This is a genomic window from Micromonospora sp. PTRAS2 (assembly GCF_054052245.1).
The window spans coordinates 1,054,033-1,076,489 of record NZ_JBSWBU010000002.1 but is presented as its reverse complement, the minus strand read 5'-3'; the positions used below and the strand labels follow the sequence as shown (position 1 = coordinate 1,076,489).

Annotated in this window: 18 protein-coding genes; 6 read left to right on the top strand and 12 right to left on the bottom strand. The window is 75.2% G+C overall.

The genetic code is table 11. The features are described 5' to 3' along the window. Positions 1–32 precede the first annotated feature (32 nt). From ACVMYR_RS10615 to ACVMYR_RS10600, 4 genes are all read left to right on the top strand, one after another. Positions 33–3,560: a nitrate- and nitrite sensing domain-containing protein gene (locus tag ACVMYR_RS10615; protein ID WP_457121701.1), complete on the top strand. Its 3,528-nt coding sequence runs from the start codon at positions 33–35 to the stop codon at positions 3,558–3,560. Then, on the top strand, positions 3,557–3,961 hold the full coding sequence (locus ACVMYR_RS10610; protein WP_013283992.1) for a roadblock/LC7 domain-containing protein: 405 nt from the start codon (positions 3,557–3,559) through the stop codon (positions 3,959–3,961). The genes ACVMYR_RS10615 and ACVMYR_RS10610 overlap by 4 nt, the downstream gene beginning before the upstream one ends. Positions 3,962–4,060: 99 nt before the next feature. Continuing rightward, positions 4,061–4,435, top strand: coding sequence for a DUF742 domain-containing protein (locus ACVMYR_RS10605; protein WP_043963940.1), 375 nt, complete (start codon positions 4,061–4,063; stop codon positions 4,433–4,435). Position 4,436: 1 nt separating this feature from the next. Then, complete coding sequence (locus tag ACVMYR_RS10600; RefSeq protein ID WP_043961834.1) at positions 4,437–5,030, top strand: GTP-binding protein; 594 nt, start codon at positions 4,437–4,439, stop codon at positions 5,028–5,030. 379 nt (positions 5,031–5,409) lie between these two features. On the opposite strand, the gene ACVMYR_RS10595 is transcribed toward ACVMYR_RS10600, so the two are convergent. Together ACVMYR_RS10595 and ACVMYR_RS10590 are read right to left on the bottom strand one after the other, a co-directional pair. Then, on the bottom strand, positions 5,410–7,896 hold the full coding sequence (locus ACVMYR_RS10595; RefSeq protein ID WP_457121700.1) for a transposase: 2,487 nt from the start codon (positions 7,894–7,896) through the stop codon (positions 5,410–5,412). A 64-nt stretch (positions 7,897–7,960) separates the two neighbouring features. Continuing rightward, positions 7,961–8,968: a DNA primase gene (locus ACVMYR_RS10590; RefSeq protein WP_457121699.1), complete on the bottom strand. Its 1,008-nt coding sequence runs from the start codon at positions 8,966–8,968 to the stop codon at positions 7,961–7,963. A gap of 118 nt (positions 8,969–9,086) precedes the next feature. On the opposite strand from ACVMYR_RS10590, the gene ACVMYR_RS10585 reads away from it, so the two are divergent. Further along, positions 9,087–9,422, top strand: a complete 336-nt coding sequence (locus ACVMYR_RS10585) for a PadR family transcriptional regulator (protein ID WP_077936089.1) — start codon at positions 9,087–9,089, stop codon at positions 9,420–9,422. A gap of 493 nt (positions 9,423–9,915) precedes the next feature. On the opposite strand, the gene ACVMYR_RS10580 is transcribed toward ACVMYR_RS10585, so the two are convergent. From ACVMYR_RS10580 to deoC, 10 genes are all read right to left on the bottom strand, one after another. Beyond that, positions 9,916–10,608: a permease prefix domain 1-containing protein gene (locus ACVMYR_RS10580; protein ID WP_457121698.1), complete on the bottom strand. Its 693-nt coding sequence runs from the start codon at positions 10,606–10,608 to the stop codon at positions 9,916–9,918. 59 nt (positions 10,609–10,667) lie between these two features. Next, positions 10,668–12,497, bottom strand: a complete 1,830-nt coding sequence (gene cydC / locus ACVMYR_RS10575) for a thiol reductant ABC exporter subunit CydC (protein ID WP_457121697.1) — start codon at positions 12,495–12,497, stop codon at positions 10,668–10,670. Beyond that, positions 12,494–14,269: a thiol reductant ABC exporter subunit CydD gene (cydD, locus tag ACVMYR_RS10570; protein ID WP_457121696.1), complete on the bottom strand. Its 1,776-nt coding sequence runs from the start codon at positions 14,267–14,269 to the stop codon at positions 12,494–12,496. The genes cydC and cydD overlap by 4 nt, the downstream gene beginning before the upstream one ends. Beyond that, entirely contained in the window at positions 14,266–15,273 is a 1,008-nt protein-coding gene (locus ACVMYR_RS10565) for a cytochrome d ubiquinol oxidase subunit II (protein WP_457121695.1), read from the bottom strand. The genes cydD and ACVMYR_RS10565 overlap by 4 nt, the downstream gene beginning before the upstream one ends. An 11-nt stretch (positions 15,274–15,284) precedes the next feature. Then, a complete protein-coding gene (locus ACVMYR_RS10560; RefSeq protein WP_457121694.1) occupies positions 15,285–16,535 on the bottom strand; it encodes a cytochrome ubiquinol oxidase subunit I in 1,251 nt (416 codons plus the stop codon). 322 nt (positions 16,536–16,857) lie between these two features. Further along, positions 16,858–17,763, bottom strand: a complete 906-nt coding sequence (locus ACVMYR_RS10555) for a M56 family metallopeptidase (RefSeq protein ID WP_457121693.1) — start codon at positions 17,761–17,763, stop codon at positions 16,858–16,860. Between the two features lie 10 nt (positions 17,764–17,773). After that, positions 17,774–18,247 carry a BlaI/MecI/CopY family transcriptional regulator gene (locus ACVMYR_RS10550; RefSeq protein WP_457121692.1) on the bottom strand — a complete coding sequence of 158 codons (474 nt, stop codon included), beginning with the start codon at positions 18,245–18,247 and terminating at the stop codon, positions 17,774–17,776. Between the two features lie 171 nt (positions 18,248–18,418). Continuing rightward, positions 18,419–19,243, bottom strand: a complete 825-nt coding sequence (locus ACVMYR_RS10545; protein ID WP_091279028.1) for an aldehyde dehydrogenase family protein — start codon at positions 19,241–19,243, stop codon at positions 18,419–18,421. Beyond that, positions 19,236–20,660, bottom strand: coding sequence for an aldehyde dehydrogenase family protein (locus ACVMYR_RS10540; protein WP_077936102.1), 1,425 nt, complete (start codon positions 20,658–20,660; stop codon positions 19,236–19,238). The genes ACVMYR_RS10545 and ACVMYR_RS10540 overlap by 8 nt, the downstream gene beginning before the upstream one ends. Before the next feature lie 5 nt (positions 20,661–20,665). Next, positions 20,666–21,625 (bottom strand): deoxyribose-phosphate aldolase, encoded by a 960-nt coding sequence (deoC, locus tag ACVMYR_RS10535; RefSeq protein ID WP_091279031.1) that lies wholly within the window; start codon positions 21,623–21,625, stop codon positions 20,666–20,668. Between the two features lie 124 nt (positions 21,626–21,749). Between deoC and upp the strand changes: the two genes are divergently transcribed. Further along, a complete protein-coding gene (gene upp / locus ACVMYR_RS10530) occupies positions 21,750–22,382 on the top strand; it encodes a uracil phosphoribosyltransferase (protein WP_043961846.1) in 633 nt (210 codons plus the stop codon). Positions 22,383–22,457 lie beyond the last annotated feature (75 nt).

Genomic DNA, 22,457 nt, shown 5'->3' with positions numbered 1-22,457 from the left:
CGCGCGGGCGCTGTGATCGCGAGGGCGGTGACGTGAGCAAACGACCGAAGACGGCGGGTTCCTTCCTGTCGCGACTGCGTCGGCCGGCCGGCCGGCTCCGCGACATGCCGATCTGGTCCAAGCTCGGTCTCATCATGATCGTGCCGACCATCGCCACGGTCGTCGTCGGCACCAGTGGCCTCGTCGACAACCTGGACACGCTGAACAACGCCAACCGCTCCGGCGACCTGGCCAACCTGGTGGGCTACTCGGGCGACCTGGTCAACAGCCTGCAGGACGAGCGCACCTCCGCGGTGCTGCTGCTCGGCGCGAACGGCGACCAGGCCAAGGCGCAATACCAGGAGGCGTACAACCGGGTCAACGGCCGGGTCGACCGGGACAAGGCGCCGTACCTGAGCCAGCGGGCCAAGGTCGAAGACCTGCCGAACAGCCTGGAGAACATCCTCGACGGCATCGACCAGAACCTGAAGGACCTGCCCGGCACCCGCAGTCAGGTCTTCAACGGCAAGCTGAAGATCATCGACGCCATGCAGGCGTACGAGGGTCTGATCAACGACCTGCTCTCCATCCGCGACTCCGCCACCCAGCTCGCCGGTGACAACGACCTGAGCGACCGGATGCGCGCCGCGGCCGCCGTCGCCCGGGAGAAGGAATACCTCTCGGTCCGCCGGGTCGTGGTGCACCGGGCGCTCATCCAGCGCGAGCTGACCCCCATCCTGCGCACCGACTACATCGCCAGCGGCACCGGTCAGCAGCAGGCGCTGCAGAGCTTCAAGGCGGTGGCCAGCCAGGCCGAGGCGGACCTGCACGACCAGACCGTCGCGGGCGGCGACCGGCGCGAGGCGCAGAACTACACCGGCTGGCTCGACGGCAACATCAACGGCAGCATGGCCGACGCGCCGTTCGGGCCGGACCAGTGGGACGCAGCCATGGTCGCCAACGCCAAGCTGATCCGTACGGTCGAGGCGACGCTGGACGGCGACGTCGTCAAGCAGGCCGACGCGCTCCGCTCCGACGTGCAGCGCACGGTGTTCCTCCAGACCGGCCTGCTGCTCAGCATGCTGCTGCTGGCCATCCTGTTCGCGTACCTCGTCGCCCGGTCGATGGCCCGGTCGCTGCGCGACCTGCGGCAGGGCGCGCTCAACATCGCCCAGTACGGCCTGCCCCAGGCCGTCGCCCGGCTGCGCGACCCGCAGCTGTCCAGCCAGCTCTCCCCGGTCCAGGCGGCCAACCAGATCGCCGAGCCGCTGCCGGTGCGCAGCAAGGACGAGTTCGGTCAGGTGACCGAGGCGTTCAACGCGGTCCACCTGGAGGCCGTGCGGACGGCGGCCGAGCAGGCCGCGCTGCGCGCCTCCGTCGCGACCATGTTCGTCAACCTGGCCCGCCGCTCGCAGATCCTGGTCGACCGGCTGATCGGCCACCTCGACCGGCTGGAGCGCGGCGAGGAGGACCCGGACCGGCTGGCCGAGCTGTTCCAGCTCGACCACCTCGCGACCCGGATGCGCCGCAACGACGAGAACCTGCTGGTGCTCGCCGGCGCCGACTCCACCCGCGTGCAGCGCGAGCCGGCGGCGCTGATCGACGTGCTGCGGGCCGCCCAGTCCGAGGTCGAGCACTACACCCGCATCGAGTTCGGGGTGATCGACCGCGACATCGAGGTCGCCGCGCACGCGGTCAACGACCTGGTCCACCTGGTCGCCGAGCTGTTCGACAACGCGACCGCCTTCTCGCCGCCCGACTCGCAGGTGATGGTGGAGGCCCGCCGGGTCGGCGACCGGGCCAGCCTCTACGTCGAGGACCGGGGCATCGGCATCAGCGTCGAGCAGCTCCACGAGCTCAACGAGCGCCTCGCCACGCCGCCGCAGGTGGACGTGGCCGTCTCCCGGATGATGGGTCTGGTCGTGGTCGCCCGCCTGGCCTCCCGGCACGGCGTGAAGGTCGAGCTTCGGCCCGGCAACGACCGGGGCACCGTCGCCGACGTGACCCTGCCCACCACCGTGCTGGTGCCCCGTGCGCTCTCCGGCCGGGTCCAGCAGCCCGGCGCGCTGCCGGCCCCGCCCGCGCAGCTCACCGGCTCGCAGTCGGGCGGGCCCACCCCGACCCTGGGCGCCTTCGCGGCCTTCGGCAACGGCCCCGCCGCCCCCGCGCCCAGCCAGCGGCCGGGGCACTCGGGCAACCAGGTCACCCTGGGCGGCCGCTCCTTCGACCCGGCCTCGCGCAACGGCCACGGCACGCCCGCGTCGGCCGGTTCCACGCGGTCGATGCCGGCCTGGTCGGACCTCACCGGCGCCGGTGGTGCCGCAGGCGGCGTCCCGGCCCCCCGCACCTCCAACGGGCAGCAGATCGACCCACTGCCGCAGCGGCGGTCCCCCGGTGACGGTGACCCGGCCAGCAGCGGCCAGCAGCCGGCGATTCCCCGGCAGCTGCCGAGCAGCCCGGAGGCCCGCGGATGGACCTCGCCGCCGGTTTCGGTGCCGCCGGTCTCCGCGCCCCCGATTCCGCCGGTCTCGGCACCGCCCGCCTCCGCCTTCCCGGTGTCTGGTCAGCCCGTCTCGGCGGCACCGGTGTCGGGCCAGCCCGTCTCCGCTCAACCGGTGTCCGGTCAGCCGGCCGGCACGCCCGTCTCCGGTCAGCCGTACGCGGCGCAGCCACTGCCCAGCCGGCCGGTCCCCTCGGCCCAGGCGCCGGTGGCGCCCCCGGCCTGGCCTCCGGTGGCGACCCCGGAGCCGGCCACCCCGCCGGTGCCGGAGCGCCTCGCGGCCGCCCTGGACATGACCACGGCGCTGCCCCGGGTGCCGCGAACCGAGGTGCCCAGCGCTCCGGCAACTCCGCCGACCCCCGCCCGGCCGACACCCCCGCAGGCCCAGAACCGGCAGCAGCGGTACGCGGACGAGACGATGGAGCTGCCGATCTTCCGGGAGCTGGAGTCGGCCTGGTTCCGCACCCGCCGCGCGGGCGCGGAGGAGGCGGCGGGCCCCACCCAGCCCGCAGCGACCAACGGCGCCGGAAGCTCGGCGAACAGCGCCGTGACCCAGCAGTTCTCCGCGGTCGACGTCACCGGCCGGGCCGTCCAGACACCAGCACCCCGGACGACAGGTAACGCACCGATGGCAGACACCCCGATGGCCGGAGGAGTGCCCCGCGACAACGGATCGCCGACCAACGGCGGCGGTCGCCCCGGTCCCGCCGATGCCTTCACCGGCCGGCGGCCCACGTCGCAGGGCAACGCCTGGCAGACGGCCGCAGACGACGGCTGGCGGGCCGCCTCGGCGGCGACCGAGGTCCCAGTGGCGGAGACCACCCGCAAGGGCCTGCCGAAGCGGGTGCCGATGGCCCAGCTCGTGCCCGGCGGGGTGGAGAAGCCCACCACGTCGGTCCAGCGCCGCACACCGGAGGGCGTCCGCGGTCTGCTCTCGGCATACCATCGAGGCGTGCAGCGCGGGCGTACCCAGCCCGACGGCAACCCGACCAACCCGGAGGAAGCTTCGGGTGGGCAGCAATCCTCGCAGTCTGGCTCAGGCCCGGTGGCCGGGAGCGGGCAGAAGGAGCAACAAGGATGACAACTACGCAGGATCTCGGTTGGCTGCTGGCCAACTTCGCCGACCGGGTGCCCGGTGTCGCGCACGCGGTCGCCGTCTCCGCGGACGGTCTGCTCCTCGCGTCGTCACGAGACCTTCCGCGTGACCGGGCCGACCAGCTCGCCGCGATCGCGTCCGGCCTGGTCAGCCTCACGCAGGGGGCGGCCCGCTGCTTCGAGGGCGGCGCGGTGCTGCAGACCGTGGTCGAGATGGACAACGGTTTCCTGTTCCTGATGTCCATCTCGGACGGCTCGTCCTTCGCCGTGCTCGCCGCCCGCAGCTGCGACGTCGGGCAGGTCGGATACGAGATGGCCCTCCTGGTCGACCGGGTGGGCGACGCGTTGACCCCGCAGCCGCGTACGGCTGTGGGGATGATGGGCTGACCCGCGCGCTGGCCGGTGGGTCAGGCGGGACGGCAACGACAGAAACGACGGGTTCCACCGGTCCAGCCGGTGTCGGGGACGAAGGAGGTGAGCGGCGACATGGATCGTGACGAACCGACCGGAGCGTTGGTCCGTCCGTACGCCGTGACCCGCGGTCGTACCCGACCCCGGCTGGACATCGCGCTGGAGGCACTCGTCGAGACGACGGTGCGTGGTCGGGCCGCTGCCGGTTCCAACGGCGGCCAGGGCCGGGAGCACCAGTACATCGCCGCGCTGTGCGACGGACGGGTGCAGTCGCTTGCCGAGATCGCGGCGCGGATGCAGCTCCCGCTCGGCGTGGCTAGGGTGCTCATCGCCGACATGGCGACCGACGGCCTGGTCGCGGTCCACGAGCCGACCATCCTGGACGACTCCGACGACGCGGTGGGCACTGAACTGCTGGAGAGGGTGCTGAGTGGACTTCGCAGGCTCTGACATGTCGCACCGCCCGCCCGTCCCGAGCGGGCGCGTGACGTCGGCGAAGATCGTTATCGCCGGTGGTTTCGGCGTCGGCAAGACGACGCTGGTCGGCTCGGTCTCGGAGATCACGCCGCTGACCACCGAGGCGATCATGACCTCCGCCGGCGTGGGCGTCGACGACACCCGGCAGGTGCCGGGTAAGACGACGACCACGGTGGCGATGGACTTCGGCCGTATCTCGATCGACCGGGACCTGATCCTGTACCTGTTCGGCACCCCCGGCCAGACCCGGTTCTGGTTCATGTGGGACGAGCTGGTCCGGGGCGCCATCGGCGCGGTGGTCCTGGTCGACACCCGGCGGCTGGCCGACTGCTTCGCGGCCATCGACTTCTTCGAGCACCGGCGGCTGCCGTACCTGGTGGCCATCAACTGCTTCGACGGGATGCAGTACCACGACCCGCAGGACGTCCGGGACGCGCTCGCGATCTCGCACGAGGTGCCGGTGGTGGCCTGCGACGCCCGTAACCGGGAGTCGACGAAGCACGTGCTGATCTCGCTGGTCGAGTACGTGCTCACGATGCGTCGCTCGCGCGCGGTCGCGCCGGCCTGATCGACGACGGGACGCGCCCGACGATCGGCATCCGCCGGGGTCGTCGGGCGCGTCCTGCTGTCCGGGCGCAGGTGGCGACCGGCCGCCGTTACTGGCGGTCGCCTGCTCCTGCGCCGGGACGCGCTGCCCTGCGTCCTAACCCCTAACCGGGTGTGGGGCCCTCGACGTCAACCGTCCCCAGGGAACGTCAGGCCTCCGCAGGGCAGGTGTAGCCGTCGGCGTGGGGTGGTTGCGGCCGGGTCTGGTCGGCCGAGGTCCCCGAGTCCACCAGGGAGCTCTCCGTCGTCGTGGCGGCCGTATGCCGCAACGCTCCGGTGGCCGCGACGCTCCGATGGCCGGGACGGGAAGCCGGGGCGGCGAGGCCGCCCCGGCGCGGTGGTCAGGAGCGGTAGCTGGCGGAGCGGTACTCGTACTCCCGGTCGTCGTCGCGGTCGCCGGTGTCCCGGGTGAAGTCCCAGCCGCCCGCCGCCTCGCGACCCGGTCGGCCGCCGACGGCGAAACCGCCGATCTCCTGCCCGCGACGCCAGCCCCGGAAGTAGCCGGTCGTGTTCTCGGCGAGGCTGGCCGCGTCGCGGACTATCCGCAGGGGACGCTCCTCGCGCAGGGGCGAGCCCGGCACCAGGTTGGCCTGCGGCACCCGCTTGGGCAGCCCGGCCTTGGTCTCGGCACCCACCGCCGGACGGGCGGCCTGCTCGGCGGCCTGCCACCCGGTGTCGGCGGTGCTCGACCAGTCCAGCTCGGCCTCGTCGCCGTGGCCGACGAACCAGGCCGACTTGGCGGCGGCGAAGATCAGCAGGTCACCGTCTCCCTCGTCGGAGATCGGCGGGGTACGCCGCTCCATCGGGGCGGGACGCGGCGGCTGGGGCGGGGCCGACCGCTGCTCCATGGTGGGCCGCTGCTCCGCAGGGACCCGCTGCCCGAGCGGGGAGCGGTGCTCCATCGCCGGCCGTTCGGGCCGGGGCTCCGGGGCGGGGCGCTCGGCGCGGGCTGCCTCGCCCCGGTCGACCAGCCGCAGCGGCGGCGGCTCCAGACGCGGGTCCCCGGTCGGGCCCGACCCCTCCCGCAGTGCCCGGTCGGCCAGCGGCGGCGGCTCGACCAGCCGCAGCATCGGCGGCTCCTGGGGCAGGTCGTCGGCGAGCCACGGCGGGGTGACCCGGCCCTCGGTCGCCGGGACGACCTCGGTCGGGGCGTCGATCTGCCGCTTCGCCCGCTCCTCGAAGGGGCGCACGACCGGGTTGTTCGGAGAGCTGTCCGCCGGGTCCTCGGGGTTGTTGACCAGCGGCCAGTTCGCCCGCGAGCCGGGGGGAGCGGCCTCCTGGCCGGGGCGCGGGGCCGGGACCGGGACGCTCAGGTCGGTGGCGCTGAAGCCGCCGGTGGGCGGCGGCGCGGACTCGCCCGTCGTCTTGGGCCGGGGCGGGATGATGGTGCGCTGCCGCTCCGCCCGCGCGTTCTGGATCGCGGCCGTGGTCAGCGTGGGCCGGAACGGCTCGCCGGCCTCGGCCGGCGGCACGGACCCGCGCTCGCGCTGGCTCGGCGCGATCGGCGTGATGCCCGGTGGCGGGGGCGGCGGCGCGGAGACCGGCCGGTTGGTCGGGCCGTCGATCAGGCGGCGCGGCTCCGGCGCGGACGCGGGCGGGCCGTCCATCAGGCGGCGCGGCTCCGGCGACGGAGGACCGTCCATCAGGCGGCGCGGGTCGGGCGACGGCGGGCCGGAGACGGGCGGGGTGGCCGAGGCGGCCGGGACGACCGGGCGCGGGGCGACCGGCGGCGGGGCGACGGGCTCCGGCGCGACCGGTGGCGGGCCGAGCGGACGGGGCTGGGCGGGCAGGCCGCCGCCGGCGACCGGCTCGGGACGGCTGCGCCGCCCGGCGACCGGTTCGGGCTCGGTGGGCCGCAGCGCGCGCAGGCCCGAGCCGGGAAGCTCGGCGATCGGCTCCCCCCGGCGGGCGGCGGCCCGGCGGCCAGACGCCGGCGCGGGGGTGGTGACCCGGGCGTCGAGCGCGCCGACCAGGGCCTCGCAGCCCGCGTCGCACGCCCGCACCGAGGCCACCGCCTGGCGGACGGTCTCGGCCACGGCGGAGGTGAGCGCCCGGCTCACCGCCGCGCGGCGTGGGGTCTCGGCGATGGCGACCCGCAGCGCGGTCACCGCATCGTTGATCTTGCCTTTATCGGCCACCCCGTCGGCCGCGAGGTGGGCGGCGATGGCGTCCGCCGCCACCGACACCTCCCGGCCCCGGGCGATCGTCCCGCCCAGCATGCCGGGTTCCGGCAGGGCGTCGAGCACGGCCAGGGCGACCGGCTCGGCCGGGTCCGGGTACGCGCGCAGGGCGGCGGGGTAGAGCTCCCGCAGCACCTCGCGCAGCGCCACGGCGGCGGAGTGCCGGCCGCTGGCGAGCGCGGCGTGCGCCGAGAGGACCTGCTTGTAGCCGGCGAGGTCCCGGGGCGCCGGCAGGGTGACCGCCGACAGCGCGCCGGCCTGGAGAGCCCGGGCCAGCCCGACCGCCCGCCGCTCGGCCGGCGGGGACTGCATCTCCTCCAGCGAGTCGTCGTCGGCGAACCGCTCGGCGAAGTCGTCGACGGAGTCGTCGTCCGCGATGGCCAGGGGACGCCCGGCGGCGCTCAGCAGCGAGGTGACCGTGTGGTCGTCGCTGTCGGCGGCGATCGCGGCCCCGCTCGGCCCGCCCGACCGCTCCACGAGCAGCGCGACCAGCTGGGCATAGCCGGCCGGGTCGTCGCCGATCTCGCAGACATGGAGCAGCCGACCTGCGTCGTCGACCACAGCGGACGTCAGCGTCGAACCGGCCGAGGCCGGTCGGTCGGCCGGATCCGCCGAGGCCAGACCGCAGTACACGCGCACGAGCGCCACGGCGTCGTCCTCCTCCCGGGACTGAGGTCTTTCTCTGCCAGAGACTGATGCTCCCTGGAACGCGTCAGTCGCGCCAGTCCACGACTGCAGAGATCTTGCCGACAATGGTGCGCCACCCGAGACTCGCCGTCTGCGCGCCGATCTTCTTCAGCCGACGCCGGCCGAGGAAGCCCCCGATCCCGCCGTTGGCGGTGGCGCGCAGCGCCTCGTCCAGGTCGTCGAGGCTGGAGCCGGCGGAGAGCATGTCCAGCACCGCGGGCAGCCGCAGCGCGTACGCGATGTCCCGGGCCACCTCGCCGGCCTCGATCAGGAGGGTCGAGTCCCAGGTGTCGTGCCCGCCCCGCAGGTTCTCCACGACCAGGTCGAGCTCGTAGGTGTCCTCGTCGAGCGGGACGATGTCGGCCGGTTCCACCCGTTCGGACAGTTCATTCCAGCTGTCCAGTTGAGACATGTCGTTGGGCGCGCCGGACCTGACGAAGCTGACGAGGGACTCCGGCGTCTTGAACAGCAGCAACTTGCCGCGGTGGCTGAGGAAGACCGGCACCTCCTCGTCGCCCGCCTCGTCTTCGGCGTCGTCGGCGTCCGACTCCTCCGTCGCGTCCGCGTCCGCGTCAGCGGTGTCGGCGTCAGCCGCGTCGGCGGTCGGCTTGCGGCGGCGGGACTTCCCGTCCGCCTCCTCGGCCTCCTCGGCCTCTGCCTCGGCGAACTCGGCGGCCAGTTCCTCGTCGAGGATGACGACCTCGTCGTCCTCGTCGTCGGTCTCGACCGCCTGCCTGCGGGCCAGGAACGGGTCGTCCTGGTCGCGCTCGGCGACGTCGGTCGGGGTCAGCTCCCGCGCCGGCCGGTACGCCCGCAGCGTGAAGCCGGTGCCGGCGGGCAGGGCGATCTCGACCGGGTCGATCCGCAGCTCGTCCCAGAGCACGCGGTCGGCTTCGCGCGCCGACGGGCGCTCGGCGTCCTCGTCGATCTCTTCGAGGGTGCCGTCGGTCTCGTCGAGCTCGGGCTCGTCGGCGTCGGGCCGTTGGGGCGACTGGCGGGCCACGCTGACCTCCGTGTGCTTCGGGCTGCCCACCCGGCGGCGTCTCCGGCCGTCGAGTGACTCTGGGCACATACCCTAGTGGGCGACTCCGGGAGGCCGATGCCCGCACCCCGGTGGCGGCCCGCGTGGCCCACACGTAGTCTTGCTACCTATGAAGGCCCAGGCGCTGCACGGACACCTCGACGCGCTGCTGCTCGCGGTGCTGGAGCGGGGGGCCCTGCACGGCTACGCCATCATCGAGGCGCTGCGCGCCCGCAGCGAGGGCGCCCTCGACCTGCCCACCGGGACGATCTACCCGGCGCTGCGCCGACTGGAGCGGGCGGGGCACGTGGCCAGCAGTTGGAGCACCGTCAACGGCCGGGAGCGCCGCACCTACGAGCTGACCGACTCGGGCCGTCGGGCCCTCGCCGGTGAGCGGGCCGGCTGGCGGGAGTTCAGCGCGACCGTCGGCCAGTTCCTCGGCGACACCCCGCCCGCGCCGGCCTGACCCCGCCCGGCTGCCCCCGCCCGCCCGGCTGCCCGCGCCCGCCGGCGGCCCCTACGCCCGCGTCCCGGGCCTGCGCCCCGGGCTTGCGGCCCGCCCTCGGCTTGGCTGCACTCATGTCACTTTCTGTCATGGCGGCGGCCATCGTCGGTGCGGTAGAGCGTGCGTCACTCCGCGTGGCGGTCGGCCTGCCCGGCATGACGACTCGTCTTCCCTTTGCTCTGCACCCATCCGCGCAACACCCGGCTGGGCTGCACGGATGTGGAGTCGACGGTGTCGGGCGGGTCGACGTGTGGTCACCCTACGTCAGGTGTTGCGTATGTGGGTGCAGAGCAAAGGGGTGAAGTGGGCGTGGTGGTGCTGGGCGTCTCCGTTGCGGGGAGTGACGAACGGGGACGTGGGTGCGTGGGACGTGGTGCGTCCGGGCGCGGCCGACTCCGGCGGAGCGTCGGACCCACGCCGGGTCGGCGGGTCGGCGGGCCGGCTCGGGCGCACCCTATGCCGGTTCGGCCGGCCGGCGGCGGGTCGCGAGCAGCCAGGACCGGGCCGCCCGGCCGATCCACAGGAACCCCGCGCCGCTGGCCAGCGCGCCGACCAGCATCGGTGGCCAGGTGCGGGCCGCCTCCCACAGCCCGACGGACCAGCCGTACAGGGCCGCGCCGCTGGCCGCGCCGAGGACGAGCGCGGCGGTGAGCGCGAAGCCGGTCAGCCGGGTGAGGCGGGGCAGCGCCGGGTGCGCCGACCGGGCCGACGCGGCGACCACCGTCAGCCCCGCCACCGCCAGCACGGCCGCGCCCAGCCAGATGCCGTTCACCGCGCCCGACAGCAGGCGGTAGGCCACCGGTGGGCCGGGCCCGCCGCTCCAGCTCGACCCCTGCCAGGTCAGGTCGCCTGCGACGACCAGCACGCCGGCGACCGCGAGCACCCGCAGGGACAGGCCGCGCAGCGACCCGGTGGCCAGCTCCGCCTGGTACGCCGGGGCGAGCCGGGCCGGCTCGCCGAACTCGGCCACCGCCCGCCGCGCGGCCTCCGCCGCCGGCAGACCCCCGTCCCGGTACGCCTCGACGGCGTCCTGCAACGCGTGGCGGGCCTCGGTGAGCAGGTCGGCCTTCAGCCGCGCCGGGCCGTGCAGCCGGTCGCCCAGCTCGCGCAGCCGCTCCTCCACGAGTACGTCGTCGCCGCGCGCCATGCGACCGAGCCTGCCACGCGGCGGCGGGCGGCGCGTCCGGGGGAATCCCGGAGGCCGGCTCAGGGGCGGGGCGTCAGGGCCAGGTACCCGCGCTCGGCCGCCTCCTGGAGCAGCCACTGGTCCCGGTACCAGCCCGGCGCGGCGACCAGCTCGTCGTGCCGGCCGCGCTGGACCACCCGGCCGGTGTCGAGCACCACGATCTCGTCGAGGTCGGCGAGCCCGCTGAGCCGGTGGCTGATCAGCAGCACCGAGTGCCCGGCGGGGGTCGCCGCCAGCGCCGAGGCGAGCACCGCGTCGGCGGTGGCCGGGTCGAGCCCCTCGGTCGGCTCGTCGAGCACCAGCACCCCGGGCGCGGCGAGCAGCGCCCGGGCCAGCGCGAGGCGCTGCCGCTGGCCGCCGGAGAGCTGACCGCCCTCCTCGCCGACCACCGTGTCCCAGCCGGCCGGCTGGGCGCGCACCCAGTCCAGCAGCCCGGCCGCCTGGGCCGCGGCGGCCAGCTCGGCCTCGTCGGCGGCGGGCCGGCCGAGCAGCAGGTTCTCCCGGACCGTGGCGTGGAAGACGTACGCCTCGGCGAGCAGGCCACCGACCGCCCGGGGCAGCTCCTCGGCCGGGTACGCCGACAGGTCGACCCCGTCGAGGGTGACCCGGCCCTCCGCCGGGCCCACCGAGCCGGTGAGGACGGCGGCGAGGGTGCTCTTGCCGGCGCCGCTGGGCCCGACCACGGCGATCCGGCGCCCGGCCGGCAGATCCAGGGTGAACCGGTCGAGGGCCGGGGCGGCGCCGGCCCGGTACCGCACGGTGACCTCGTCGAAGCGCACGTCGTGCGAGCCCGGGACGACGGCGGTGACCCCGGCGGCCCGAGCGGCCCCCACCTCGGCCCCGACCCCGACCCCGGCCCCGGCGTCGGCAGCGGCCCCGGCAGCAGCAGCGTCGGCCGCCGGGGCGGTCAGCAGGGCGGCCACCCGGACCAGCCCCGCCCGCAGTTGGGTGCGCTGCCGGGCGGCCCCGACCAGCGCGAGCGCCACCTCGACGGCGGCCAGGGAGCCCACCGCCAGCACGCCGACCAGCACCCCGCCGACGCCGCCGCGCAGCGCGGTGACCACCACCGCGCCGGCGGTAGCACCGGCGACCAGCACCCCGGCGGCGTCCACGGCGAAGCCGGTCGCGGCGAGCCGCCGCTCCAGGCGGGCCAGCCGGCGGGCCCGGTCGGCGGCGGCGTCCAGCGCGTGCCCGGTGGCCCCGAACGCGGCCAGGTCGGCCGCGCCGTGGGTCAGGTCCACGGCGTCCGTGGCGAGGGCGCCGCGCAGCGGGGCCACCTGGTCGGCGGCGTGCCGGGTCAGCGCGGTGGCCGCGAGCGGCAGGGCGACCCCGGCGACGAGCAGGCCGAGCGCCAGCACCCCGGCGGCGGGCAGCGACACGGCGGCGGCCCCGGCCACGGCCAGCACGCTGACCGTCGCGGCGGCGGCCCCCGGGACGAGCACCCGCAGCAGCAGGTCCTGCACGGCCTCCACGTCGGACACGAGCCGGCTCAGGGCGTCCCCGGTGCGCTGCCGGGCGGCGTCGCGCCGGGCGGCCAGGGCGGCGAAGACCCCGGCCCGCACGTCGGTGACCATCCGCAGCACGGCGTCGTGTCCGGCGAGGCGCTCGGTGTAGCGGAACACGCCCCGGCTGATCGCCAGCGCCCGCACCGCGACGATCGCCACGGTGAGCCGGTCCAGCGGCGGCCGGCCGGCGGCGCTCATCAGCAGCCAGGTGGCGGTGGCCATCAGGGCCAGCCCGGCGAACTCGGTGGCGGCGGCGAGCAGCCCCGCGCCGACCAGCCGGCCCAGGTACGGCCGGGCCAGCCGCAGCACGGCCCGCTCGGCGGCCCGGCTGCTCCCGCTGTTCACCGGGCCCCCTCCTCTCCGGCCGGCGCGGTGGCCACTCCGGCACCGGAGCCGGGAGCGGCCGACGCGGCAGCCACCCCCGCTGCGGGAGCCGTCGGGGCGGGGGTCAGCTCGGTGACCCGGCCGTCGTCGATCCGCAGGATCCGGTCGGCGTCGGCGAGCAGCGCCGGACGGTGGGCCACCAGCAGGGCGGTCCGCCCGGCGACGAGCCGGCGGGTGGCGGCCAGCACCCCGGCCTCGCTGGCGGTGTCCAGGCGCGCGGTCGGCTCGTCCAGCAGCACCACCGGCGCGTCCCGCAGGAACGCCCGCGCCAGCGCGACCCGCTGCCGCTGGCCGCTGGACAGGCCGTGCCCGCGCTCGCCGAGGACGGTGTCGAGCCCGTCGGGCAGGGCGGCAACGACCTCGTCCAGCGCGGCGGCGGTGACCGCGGCGGCGAGCGCGGCGTCGGGTGTGCCGGGTGCGCCGAGCCGGATGTTGTCGGCGAGCGGGGCGGCGAAGAGGTGGGCCCGCTGCGGAACCCAGGCGACCTGGCGCCGCCACCCGTCGGGGTCCGCGCCGGCCAGGTCGACGCCGCCGACGGTGACCCGGCCGGACGTCGGGGCGACGAAGCCGAGCAGCAGGTTGAGCAGGGTGCTCTTGCCCGCCCCGCTCGGCCCGACGATGGCGATCCGCTCGCCGGGCCGGATCGTCAGCGTGACGTCCCGCAGCGCCACGGTCCGCTCGTACGCGACGGTCACGCCCTCGAACCGGATCTCGCCGCGCCCGTCGGGGGCGGGCCGCGCCCCGGCGGGCGTCGCGGCGTCCGTGGGCCCGGCGGGGGCGCTCGGGTCGGTGGCGGAGAGGGTCAGCGCCTCGTCCAGCGCGGTGAGCCCCTCCATGCTGGCGTGGAACCGGCTGCCGGCGGCCCGCAGCGGGAGGTACGCCTCCGGGGTGAGCAGCAGCACCAGCAGCGCGGTGGAGAGCGTGATCCCGCCGCCGAGCAGCCGGATGCCGACCGGCACCGCGACCAGCGCCACCGACAGCGTGGCGACCAGCTCCAGCACCAGCGCGGACAGGAACGCGATCCGCAGCGTCCGCATCGTCGCGGCCCGGTGCCCGTCGGCCATCCGGCGGACCACCTCGACCTGGCTGCGGGCCCGGCCGAACGCGCGCAGCGTGGGCAGCCCGGCGACCATGTCGAGGAAGTGCCCGCCCAGCGTGGACAGCCGCCGCCACTGCCGCTCGGTGGCGGCCTGCGCCTGCCAGCCGAGCAGCGCCCCGAAGACCGGAATCAGCGGCAGGGTCAGCGCGATGATGACGGCCGAGCCCCAGTCGGCGAAGGTGATCCGGGCCAGCACGGCCACCGGCACGGTGACACTCAGCACGAGCTGCGGCAGGTAGCCGGTGAAGTACGCGTCCAGGGCGTCCAGCCCGCGCCCGGCCAGCGTGGCGAGCTGCCCGGCCCGCTGCCCGGCGACCCAGCCGGGCCCGTGCCGGCCGACGGCGGCGAGCAGGTCGGCCCGCAGCGCGGCCTTGACCGTCGCGGCGGCCCGCGCCGCCACCGTGCCCTGCGCCCAGGCGACCAGCGCCCGCCCCGCCACGGCGACCAGGAACCCGGCGAGCGCCGGCCGGGCCAGCCGCCCGTCGAGCGCGGTGGCCAGCACCGTGGCCAGGGCGGTGGCCTGCCCCACGACCAGCAGCGCCGTGAGCCCGCCGAGGACCGCGAGCACGGCGAGGTCGCGCCGGGCCGCGGGGACCCGACGCAGCAGACGCGGGTCGAAGGGACGGCGGTTCACCAGTACACCGGTGTCCTGCCGTCGGTCCGTCCCCGGAACACCCACCAGCACATCGCCTGGAAGCCTAGTAGGGCCGGCAGGAGCGGCAGCACCAGCCAACCCAGCAGCGTCAGCGTCGGCCCGCTGGCCGCCGCGTCCGCCACGCTGAGTGACGCCGCCGGTGCGACGGTGGAGACCAGCGCGTAGGGCCAGAGTGCCGCGCCGACCCCGGCCACCGGCAGGGCCAGCGCCGCCGAGGTGGCGGCGAAGGCCACCCCGGGCCGCCGTCGCCCGAGCGCCGCCCGGGCCGCCAGCAGCGCCGCCACCAGCACCAACGGCAGCAGTACGGCCGGCAGCGGGCGCTGTGTCGCGGCGCGTACCCGATCGGAGAGCAGGCCCGCGACTGCGGCCAGGGCGACCGCGGCGAGCGCCGCCGCGACCAGCCGGCGGGCGGTACGGGTCAGCGGCCCGGCGGCCTCGGCCGGCAGCCGGAGCGTGAGAAACGTCGCACCGTGCGCCGCCATCAGGGCCACCATCGCCAGCCCGGCGAGGGCCGTGAACGGGGTGACCGCGTGCCCGACGCCCGTGACGTGCCCGTCGGCGGCCAGCGGCACGCCCTGCAGCAGCCCGGCGAGCAGCGCGCCCCAGCCGAACGCGGCGGCCAGGCTCCCGGCGGCCACCAGCCGGTCCCAGGCGGCGCGGGACGGCTCGCCGGTCGGGCGGCTGCGCAGTTGCACGCCGACGGTCACCGTGATCGTCCCGCCCAGCGCGGTGGCCACGACGGGGTAGAAGCCGGACAGCAGTTCCCCCTCCAGGGCGGGGAACGCGCCGAACAGGATGCCGGCGGTCGCCACCAGCCAGACCTCGTTGCCGAGGAAGAACGGGCCGACGGCGGTGAGGGCCGCCCGGCGGTGGGCCGGCGGCGCGCCCCGGGCCAGCAGCAGGCCGACGCCGTAGTCGTAGCCGGCGAGGACCAGGTAGCCGGCGAGGAAGAGCCCGAGCAGGGCGTACCAGGCGATTTCCACGGGTGGCCTCCTCAGCCGAGGACGGGGACGGGACGGGGGTCGTCGGCCGCCGGGCCGGGCCGGCGGCCGAGGGCGGGGTCGGCGGCGCCCCGGGCGGCGTGCCGGGCGAACAGCACCCAGTTGGCGACGGCGAGCCCGCCGAGCAGCACGGTGAAGCCGATCAGCGAGGCGAGCATCACCCCGGGCGCGACCGGGGAGACGGCCCGCTCGGTGGGGAGCAGCCCGTACGCGACCCAGGGCTGGCGGCCCACCTCGCGGGCGATCCAGCCGAGGACCACCGCGACGAAGGGCAGTGGCAGCGCCAGCAGCACCAGCCAGAGGGGGAACCGCAGCCGGATGGCCCAGTCCCGCCAGAGCAGGGGGAGCAGCAGCCACAGGCCGCCGAGCAGGAACCCGATGAGGATCATGAAGCCGAGCCCGACGTCGGCCAGCACGGGCGGGGCGTAGTCGCCGGGCCCGAACCGGGCCGTCCACTCGGCGACCAGGACGTCGCGCTGCGCGCCGCCGCCGAACTTGGTGGGCTGGGCCTGCCCGACGGGCCCGAACTGGGCGAAGCCGAACCCCTGCACGAGGCTGATCGAGACGGCCGCGGTGACCAGGCCGATTCGCAGCGAGGCGCGGAACAGCGCGTGGTCCGGGGTGCGCCGGATGAGGTGCCAGGCGCTCACGGCCGCCATCAGCATCCCGCCGGTGAGCAGGGCGGCGGCGACCACGTGCCCGAAGGCCAGGCCGAGGGTGGGGTTGGTCAGCAGCGCGCCGAAGTCGGTCAGGTGGGCCACCCCGTCGCGCACCTCGTAGCCGACCGGGTGCTGGAGCCAGGCGTTCGCCACCATGATCCAGAACGCGGAGGCGTACGCGGTCAGGGCCACGCCCCACAGCAGTGCCAGGTGTACGCCCCGGCGCAGCCGGTGCCAGCCGAAGATCCACATTCCGAGGAACGTGGACTCCAGGAAGAACGCGACCAGGGTCTCGATCGCCAGCGGGGCGCCGAAGACGTTGCCGACGTAGCGCGACAGGCCGCTCCAGTTCAGCCCGAACTGGAACTCCATCAGCAGGCCGGTGCCGATGCCCAGCACGTAGTTGATCACGTAGAGCTGGCCCCAGAACCGGGTCAGCCGCTCGTAGGCGGGGTTGCCGGTGACCGCCCAGGTCGTCTGGAGCCCGACGAGCAGGGTGACCAGCCCGAGCGTGACGACGACGAAGAGGAAGTGCAGCGAGGTGGTGGTGGCGAACTGGAGTCGGGCGAGGAGCAGGGGATCCATGACCGCCCTCCGAGGGTAGGCTTTCTTGTGGTAGCGAGCCTACACATAGCCTCGCTACGTATTGGCCCGCATGTCGGCGATCCGGCAACGGGGGACGCGGGCCGACCCGCGCCGCCGCGCTTGGCGCGCCGGCGATGTCGGCGACATGGGGGTATCCCGAGAGCCAGATGCCCCCATGTCGCCGACGTGGAGTCGATCACGGCCGGGCGCGGCCGGGTCGGGCAAGGCCGGGCAGGGCCGGGCGAGGCCGGCGGGGGGTCAGTCCGGCGGGCGGGCGTCAGTCCGGCGGGAGGCGAGAGTCAGCCTGGCGGGAGGCGAGGAGTCAGCTCAGGAAGAGGGAGACCGGCAGCGAGACCAGGGTGGCCGCCACCGTCAGCGCGGCGGCCCCGAGCAGCCGGGGTGGCCGGTCGGCGACCAGCAGCCGCTGGACCCGCACGTCCAGGTCCCGGTCGCCGAGGCCGAGCGTGCCGGCCGGGACGATGCGGTGGCCGGCCGCCGCGAAGCGACGCAGCGCCCCCGCCAGGGGAGCCTCGGCGTGCAGCTCGCGGGCCTTGTCGTCGGCGCGCATCTCGACCAGCAGGGCGACCCGCTCGTGTGCGTCGCGTACCCACCCGAACCAGGGCAGCGCCCGGCACAGCGCGGTGAACGGCAGCAGCACCAGGTCGTGGCGCTCCTGGGCGTGCGCCCGCTCGTGGGTCAGCACCGCCGCCAACTCGGCCCGGTCGAGCATGCTGAGCGCCCCGGCGCTCACCACCACGCGGGGCTTCACCCCCGGCAGGCAGTACGCCGCCGCGCTCGGATGGTCCAGCACCAGCGCCCCCGGCACCTCCGGGTCCCGCCGGGCCACCAGGGCGAGCAGGTCCCGGTGCCGCCGCTGCGCCCGGACGGTGGCGTGCACGCTGCGTACGGTCGTGCCGAGCAGCACCGCCCCGATGCCGAACCCGACCCCGACGAGGCCGAGGTGCACCGCCCCCACGCCGGCCGGCAGGGTGCCGTGGGCCAAGTCGTCGGCGAGGGCGAGCAGCGCGCTCCCGGTCGGCCGGTCGTACGGGGCCACGCCGAGTGCCATCGGCAGGCCCATCGCGGAGAGCCCCAGCGCCAGCCCGACCGCCTGCCAGCAGACGATCGCCACGCGGGGGGCCCGCCACGTCCAGGTCGACGCCGCCAGGACCTGCGCGGTCAGATAGCAGGCCAGGACCGTGGCGGCGAAGTGCACGGCGTACGCCATGACGCCGGCCCTACCGGTCCGTCGCCTCGTCGGCGAGGGCCGGCCGCCCGGCCCGGTCGGCACGCGGCCCGTCGGCCCGGCCGGTCAGCGGCTCCGCGCCGGTGCGCTCGGTCGACGGGGCGCCCGCCTCCGCACCGAGGGCGGCGCGCAGCACCTCGGCCTCGGTGCCGGTCACCGACCGGGCGAAGCGCACCAGCGCGGCGTCCCGGCTGCCGCCGAGGTCCAACGCGTCGAGCATGAGCTGGGCGATGTGCGCCTCGCGGCTGGCCGCGGCCTGGTAGCGCCAGGCCCGCCCCTCCCGCTGGCGGCGCACCATGCCCTTGCCGGCGAGCCGGTCCAGCACGGTCATCACCGTCGTGTACGCCAACTCGCGGCCGTCGAGGGCCTCGGCGACCTCGCGCACGGTCACCCCGTCCGACGTGCCCGGGACGGTGTCCCACAGCACGTCCATCACCGCTCGCTCAAGATCACCCAACCGCGTCACGACATGAATCCTACCCCCCGTAGTAGACCCCTCCCACGGCAGCACACCTGAGCCGGAACTCACCCGCGGCTCGGCCGGGGTCAGGTTTTCGGGGGGAGCCCGCCCGCGGAGGGATCAAGCCTGACCGCCCGGAGCGGGCGGGCTCCCCCCGAAAACCCCAAGGCCGGAACGCTAGACCCCCTTGGGGTGCCAGACCGTCTTCGTCTCCAGCAGCGTCGTCATCCGCGTGACGCCCGGGTCGGCGTGCCAGTCGTGGTCAGCCGGGGCCGGCCGGAGCACCCGCTTCAGGTTCTCCGCCGCCCTGACCTCCAGGTCGGCGGCGAGCGCGGCGTCGCCCACCCCGGTCAGGTCGATCGCGTTGACGTCCATGTGCGCGGCCAGCGTCGGCACGGTCTCGGTGAGCGCGCCGGTGAGGATGTTCACCACCCCGCCCGGCAGGTCGGAGGTGGCCAGCACCTCGGCCAGGGTCACCGCCGCCAGCGGCTGCGTCGGCGACGCGGCCACCACCACCGTGTTGCCGGTGACGATCGCCGGGGCGATCACGCTGACCAGGCCGAGCAGCGCCGGGGACGCGGGGGCCACCACGGCCACCACGCCCGTCGGCTCGGGCGCCGACAGGTTGAAGTACGGCCCGGCGACGGGGTTCGCGCCGCCGTACACCTGGGGGAGCTTGTCGGACCAGCCCGCGTACCAGACCCAGCGGTCGATCGCCGCGTCGACCTCGTCGGCCGGCACGCCCAGGGCCACGAACTGCTCGCGGCGGCCCTCCAGCATCTCGGCGACCCGGTAGAGGATCTGACCCCGGTTGTACGCGGTCGCCCCGGCCCACCCCTTCACGGCGGCGCGGGCCGCCACGACGGCGTCCCGTGCATCCTTACGGGAGGCCAGCGACACGTTGGAGTCCTGCACGAGATACGACCGTCCCGACTCGCTGCGCGGGAACTTCCCGCCGATGAAGAGCTTGTACGTCTTGCGCACCGCGACCCGCTCAGACATCGAGGTACCCCTCCAGCCCGTGCCGGCCGCCCTCGCGACCGTAGCCCGACTCCTTGTAGCCCCCGAACGGCGAGGTCGGGTCGAACTTGTTGAACGTGTTGGCCCACACCACCCCGGCGCGCAGCCGGTCGGCCATCCACAGGATCCGCGAACCCTTGTCGGTCCAGATCCCGGCCGACAGCCCGTACGGCGTGTTGTTGGCCTTCTCGACGGCCTCGGCCGGGGTGCGGAACGTCAGCACGGACAGCACCGGCCCGAAGATCTCCTCCCGGGCGACCCGGTGCGCCTGGGTGACCCCCGTGAAGATCGTCGGCGCGAACCAGAACCCGCGCTCGGGCAGCTCACACGGCGGCGACCAGCGCTGCGCCCCCTCGGCCGCGCCCGCGTCGGACAGCTCGCGGATGCGGGCGAGCTGCTCGGCCGAGTTGATCGCGCCGATGTCGGTGTTCTTGTCCAGCGGGTCGCCGACCCGCAGCAGTGCCATCCGGCGCTTCAGCGACTCCAGCACCTGCTCGGCGACCGATTCCTGCACCAGCAGCCGCGACCCGGCGCAGCACACGTGCCCCTGGTTGAAGAAGATGCCGTTGACGATCCCCTCGACCGCCTGGTCGACCGGCGCGTCGTCGAAGACGATGTTGGCGGCCTTGCCACCCAGCTCCAGCGTCACCTTCTTGCGGGTGCCCGCGACCGACCGGGCGATGGCCTTGCCGACCTCGGTCGAGCCGGTGAAGGCGACCTTGTCCACGCCCGGGTGCTCCACCAGCGCCCGGCCGGTGTCGCCCGCGCCGGTGACGATGTTGACCACGCCGGCCGGCAGGTCGGCCTGCTGGCAGATCTCGGCGAACAGCAGCGCGGTCAGCGGGGTGGTCTCCGCCGGCTTGAGCACCACCGTGTTGCCGGCGGCCAGCGCCGGGGCGATCTTCCAGGCCAGCATGAGCAGCGGGAAGTTCCACGGGATGACCTGCGCGGCCACGCCCAGCGGCTTCGGGTCGGGGCCGAACCCGGCGTGGGACAGCTTGTCGGCCCAGCCCGCGTAGTAGAAGAAGTGCGCGGCGACCAGCGGCAGGTCGACGTCCCGGGACTCCCGGATCGGCTTGCCGTTGTCGAGGGACTCCAGCACGGCCAGCTCGCGGGAGCGCTCCTGGATGAGCCGGGCGATCCGGAACAGGTACTTGGCCCGGTCCCGGCCCGGCATCGGGCCCCACACCTTCTCGTACGCGGTGCGGGCGGCGCGGACCGCGCGGTCCACCTCGGCCCCGCCGGCCCAGACGACCTCGGCGAGCACCTCCTCGGTGGCCGGGTTGACCGTCTTGTGGAGATCCTCGCCGGCGACGAACTCGCCGTCGATGAACAGACCGTAGGACGGCCTGAGGTCGACGATCGCGCGCGACTCGGGCGCAGGGGCGTATTCGAAGATCACGCTCAGTCCAGAGTGAAGTAGTCGGGACCGGAGTAGACGCCGGTCGTCAGCTTGGTGCGCTGCATGAGCAGGTCGTTGAGCAGGCTGGACGCGCCGAACCGGAACCAGTCCGGGTCCAGCCAGTCGCCGCCGACGGTCTCGTTGACCATGACCAGGTACTTGATCGCGTCCTTGGTGGTCTTGATCCCGCCGGCCGGCTTCACGCCGACCTGCCGCCCCGTGGCGGCGCGGAAGTCGCGGACCGCCTCCAGCATCACCAGGGTCACCGGCAGGGTGGCCGCGACCGGCACCTTGCCCGTGGAGGTCTTGATGAAGTCGCCGCCGGCCAGCATCGCCAGCCAGGACGCCCGGCGCACGTTGTCGTAGGTGGCCAGCTCGCCGGTCTCCAGGATCACCTTCAGGTGGGCGTCCCCGCACGCCTGCTTGGTGGCCACGATCTCGTCGTAGACCTCCTGGTAACGCCCGGCCAGGAACGCGCCCCGGTTGATCACCATGTCGATCTCGTCCGCGCCGGCCGCCACGGCCGCCCGGGTGTCGGCGAGCTTGACCTCCAGCGGCGCCTGCCCGGACGGGAACGCCGTCGCCACGCTGGCCAGGTGCACGCCGCTTCCGCGCAGCACCTCGGCCACGTGCGGGACCATCGCCGGGTAGACGCAGACCGCGCCGACGTGCGGGCAGGACGGGTCGGCCGGGTCGGGGCGCAGCGCCTTGGCCGCGAGCGCCCGCACCTTGCCGGGGGTGTCGGCCCCTTCGAGGGTGGTCAGGTCGACCATCCGGATGGCCAGGTCGATCGCCTGGGCCTTGGCCGTGGTCTTGATGGAGCGGGTGCCGAGCTGGGCCGCCCGCTGCTCCGCGCCGACCTGGTCCACGCCCGGCAGGCCGTGCAGGAAGGTCCGCAGAGCGGTCTCGGATCGTCCCAGCTCGGAGAGGTCCGACCGGGCCGACGTCGCTGTCGCCGTCATGCCCGGAAGTCTACGCACCCGCGCGCCCCGTGATCTTGGTCACGTGATCGCCCTGTCGGCCGTGGAGGTGAGCGGCGTCGCTCCCCATGTCCCGGGACCCGACCGTTCGGTAGGTTGACCGATCGTGGACGTACACGTCATCGATCACCCGCTCGCCCAGTCGCGGCTGACCGCCATGCGGGACGCGCGCACCGACTCCTCCTCCTTCCGGGCCGCGCTGCACGAGCTCACCACCATGCTCGTGTACGAGGCCGCCCGCTCCTTCCCCGTCGAGAAGTACCCGGTGCAGACCCCCGTCACCGGCGCCGAGGGCACCCGGCTCGCCAACCCGCCGCTGCTCGTGCCCGTGCTGCGGGCCGGCCTCGGCATGGCCGACGCCGCGCTCGGGCTGCTCCCCGAGTCGTCCATGGGCTTCGTCGGCCTCGCGCGCGACGAGGAGACGTACGAGCCGCGCGCCTACATGGAGTCGCTGCCCCGCGACCTCGCCGGCCTGCCCGTGCTCGTCCTCGACCCGATGCTCGCCACCGGCGGCTCCCTGGAGCACTGCTGCCGGCTGCTCGCCGACCGGGGCTGCACCGACATCACCGTCCTCTGCGTGCTCGCCGCACCGGTCGGCATCCGGCGGCTGGAGGAGTCCGGCCTGCCGCTGCGCCTGGTCACCGCCTCGATCGACGAGGGGCTCAACGACAAGATGTTCATCGTCCCGGGCCTCGGCGACGCCGGCGACCGCCAGTTCGGCGGCATGCCCCGCTTCTGAGGCGTAAGGAAGGGCCCCTTATTAACGCCTGCGGTATAGAAGGGTCCCCTTCTCGCCGGCGCGAGTGGGCCCGTC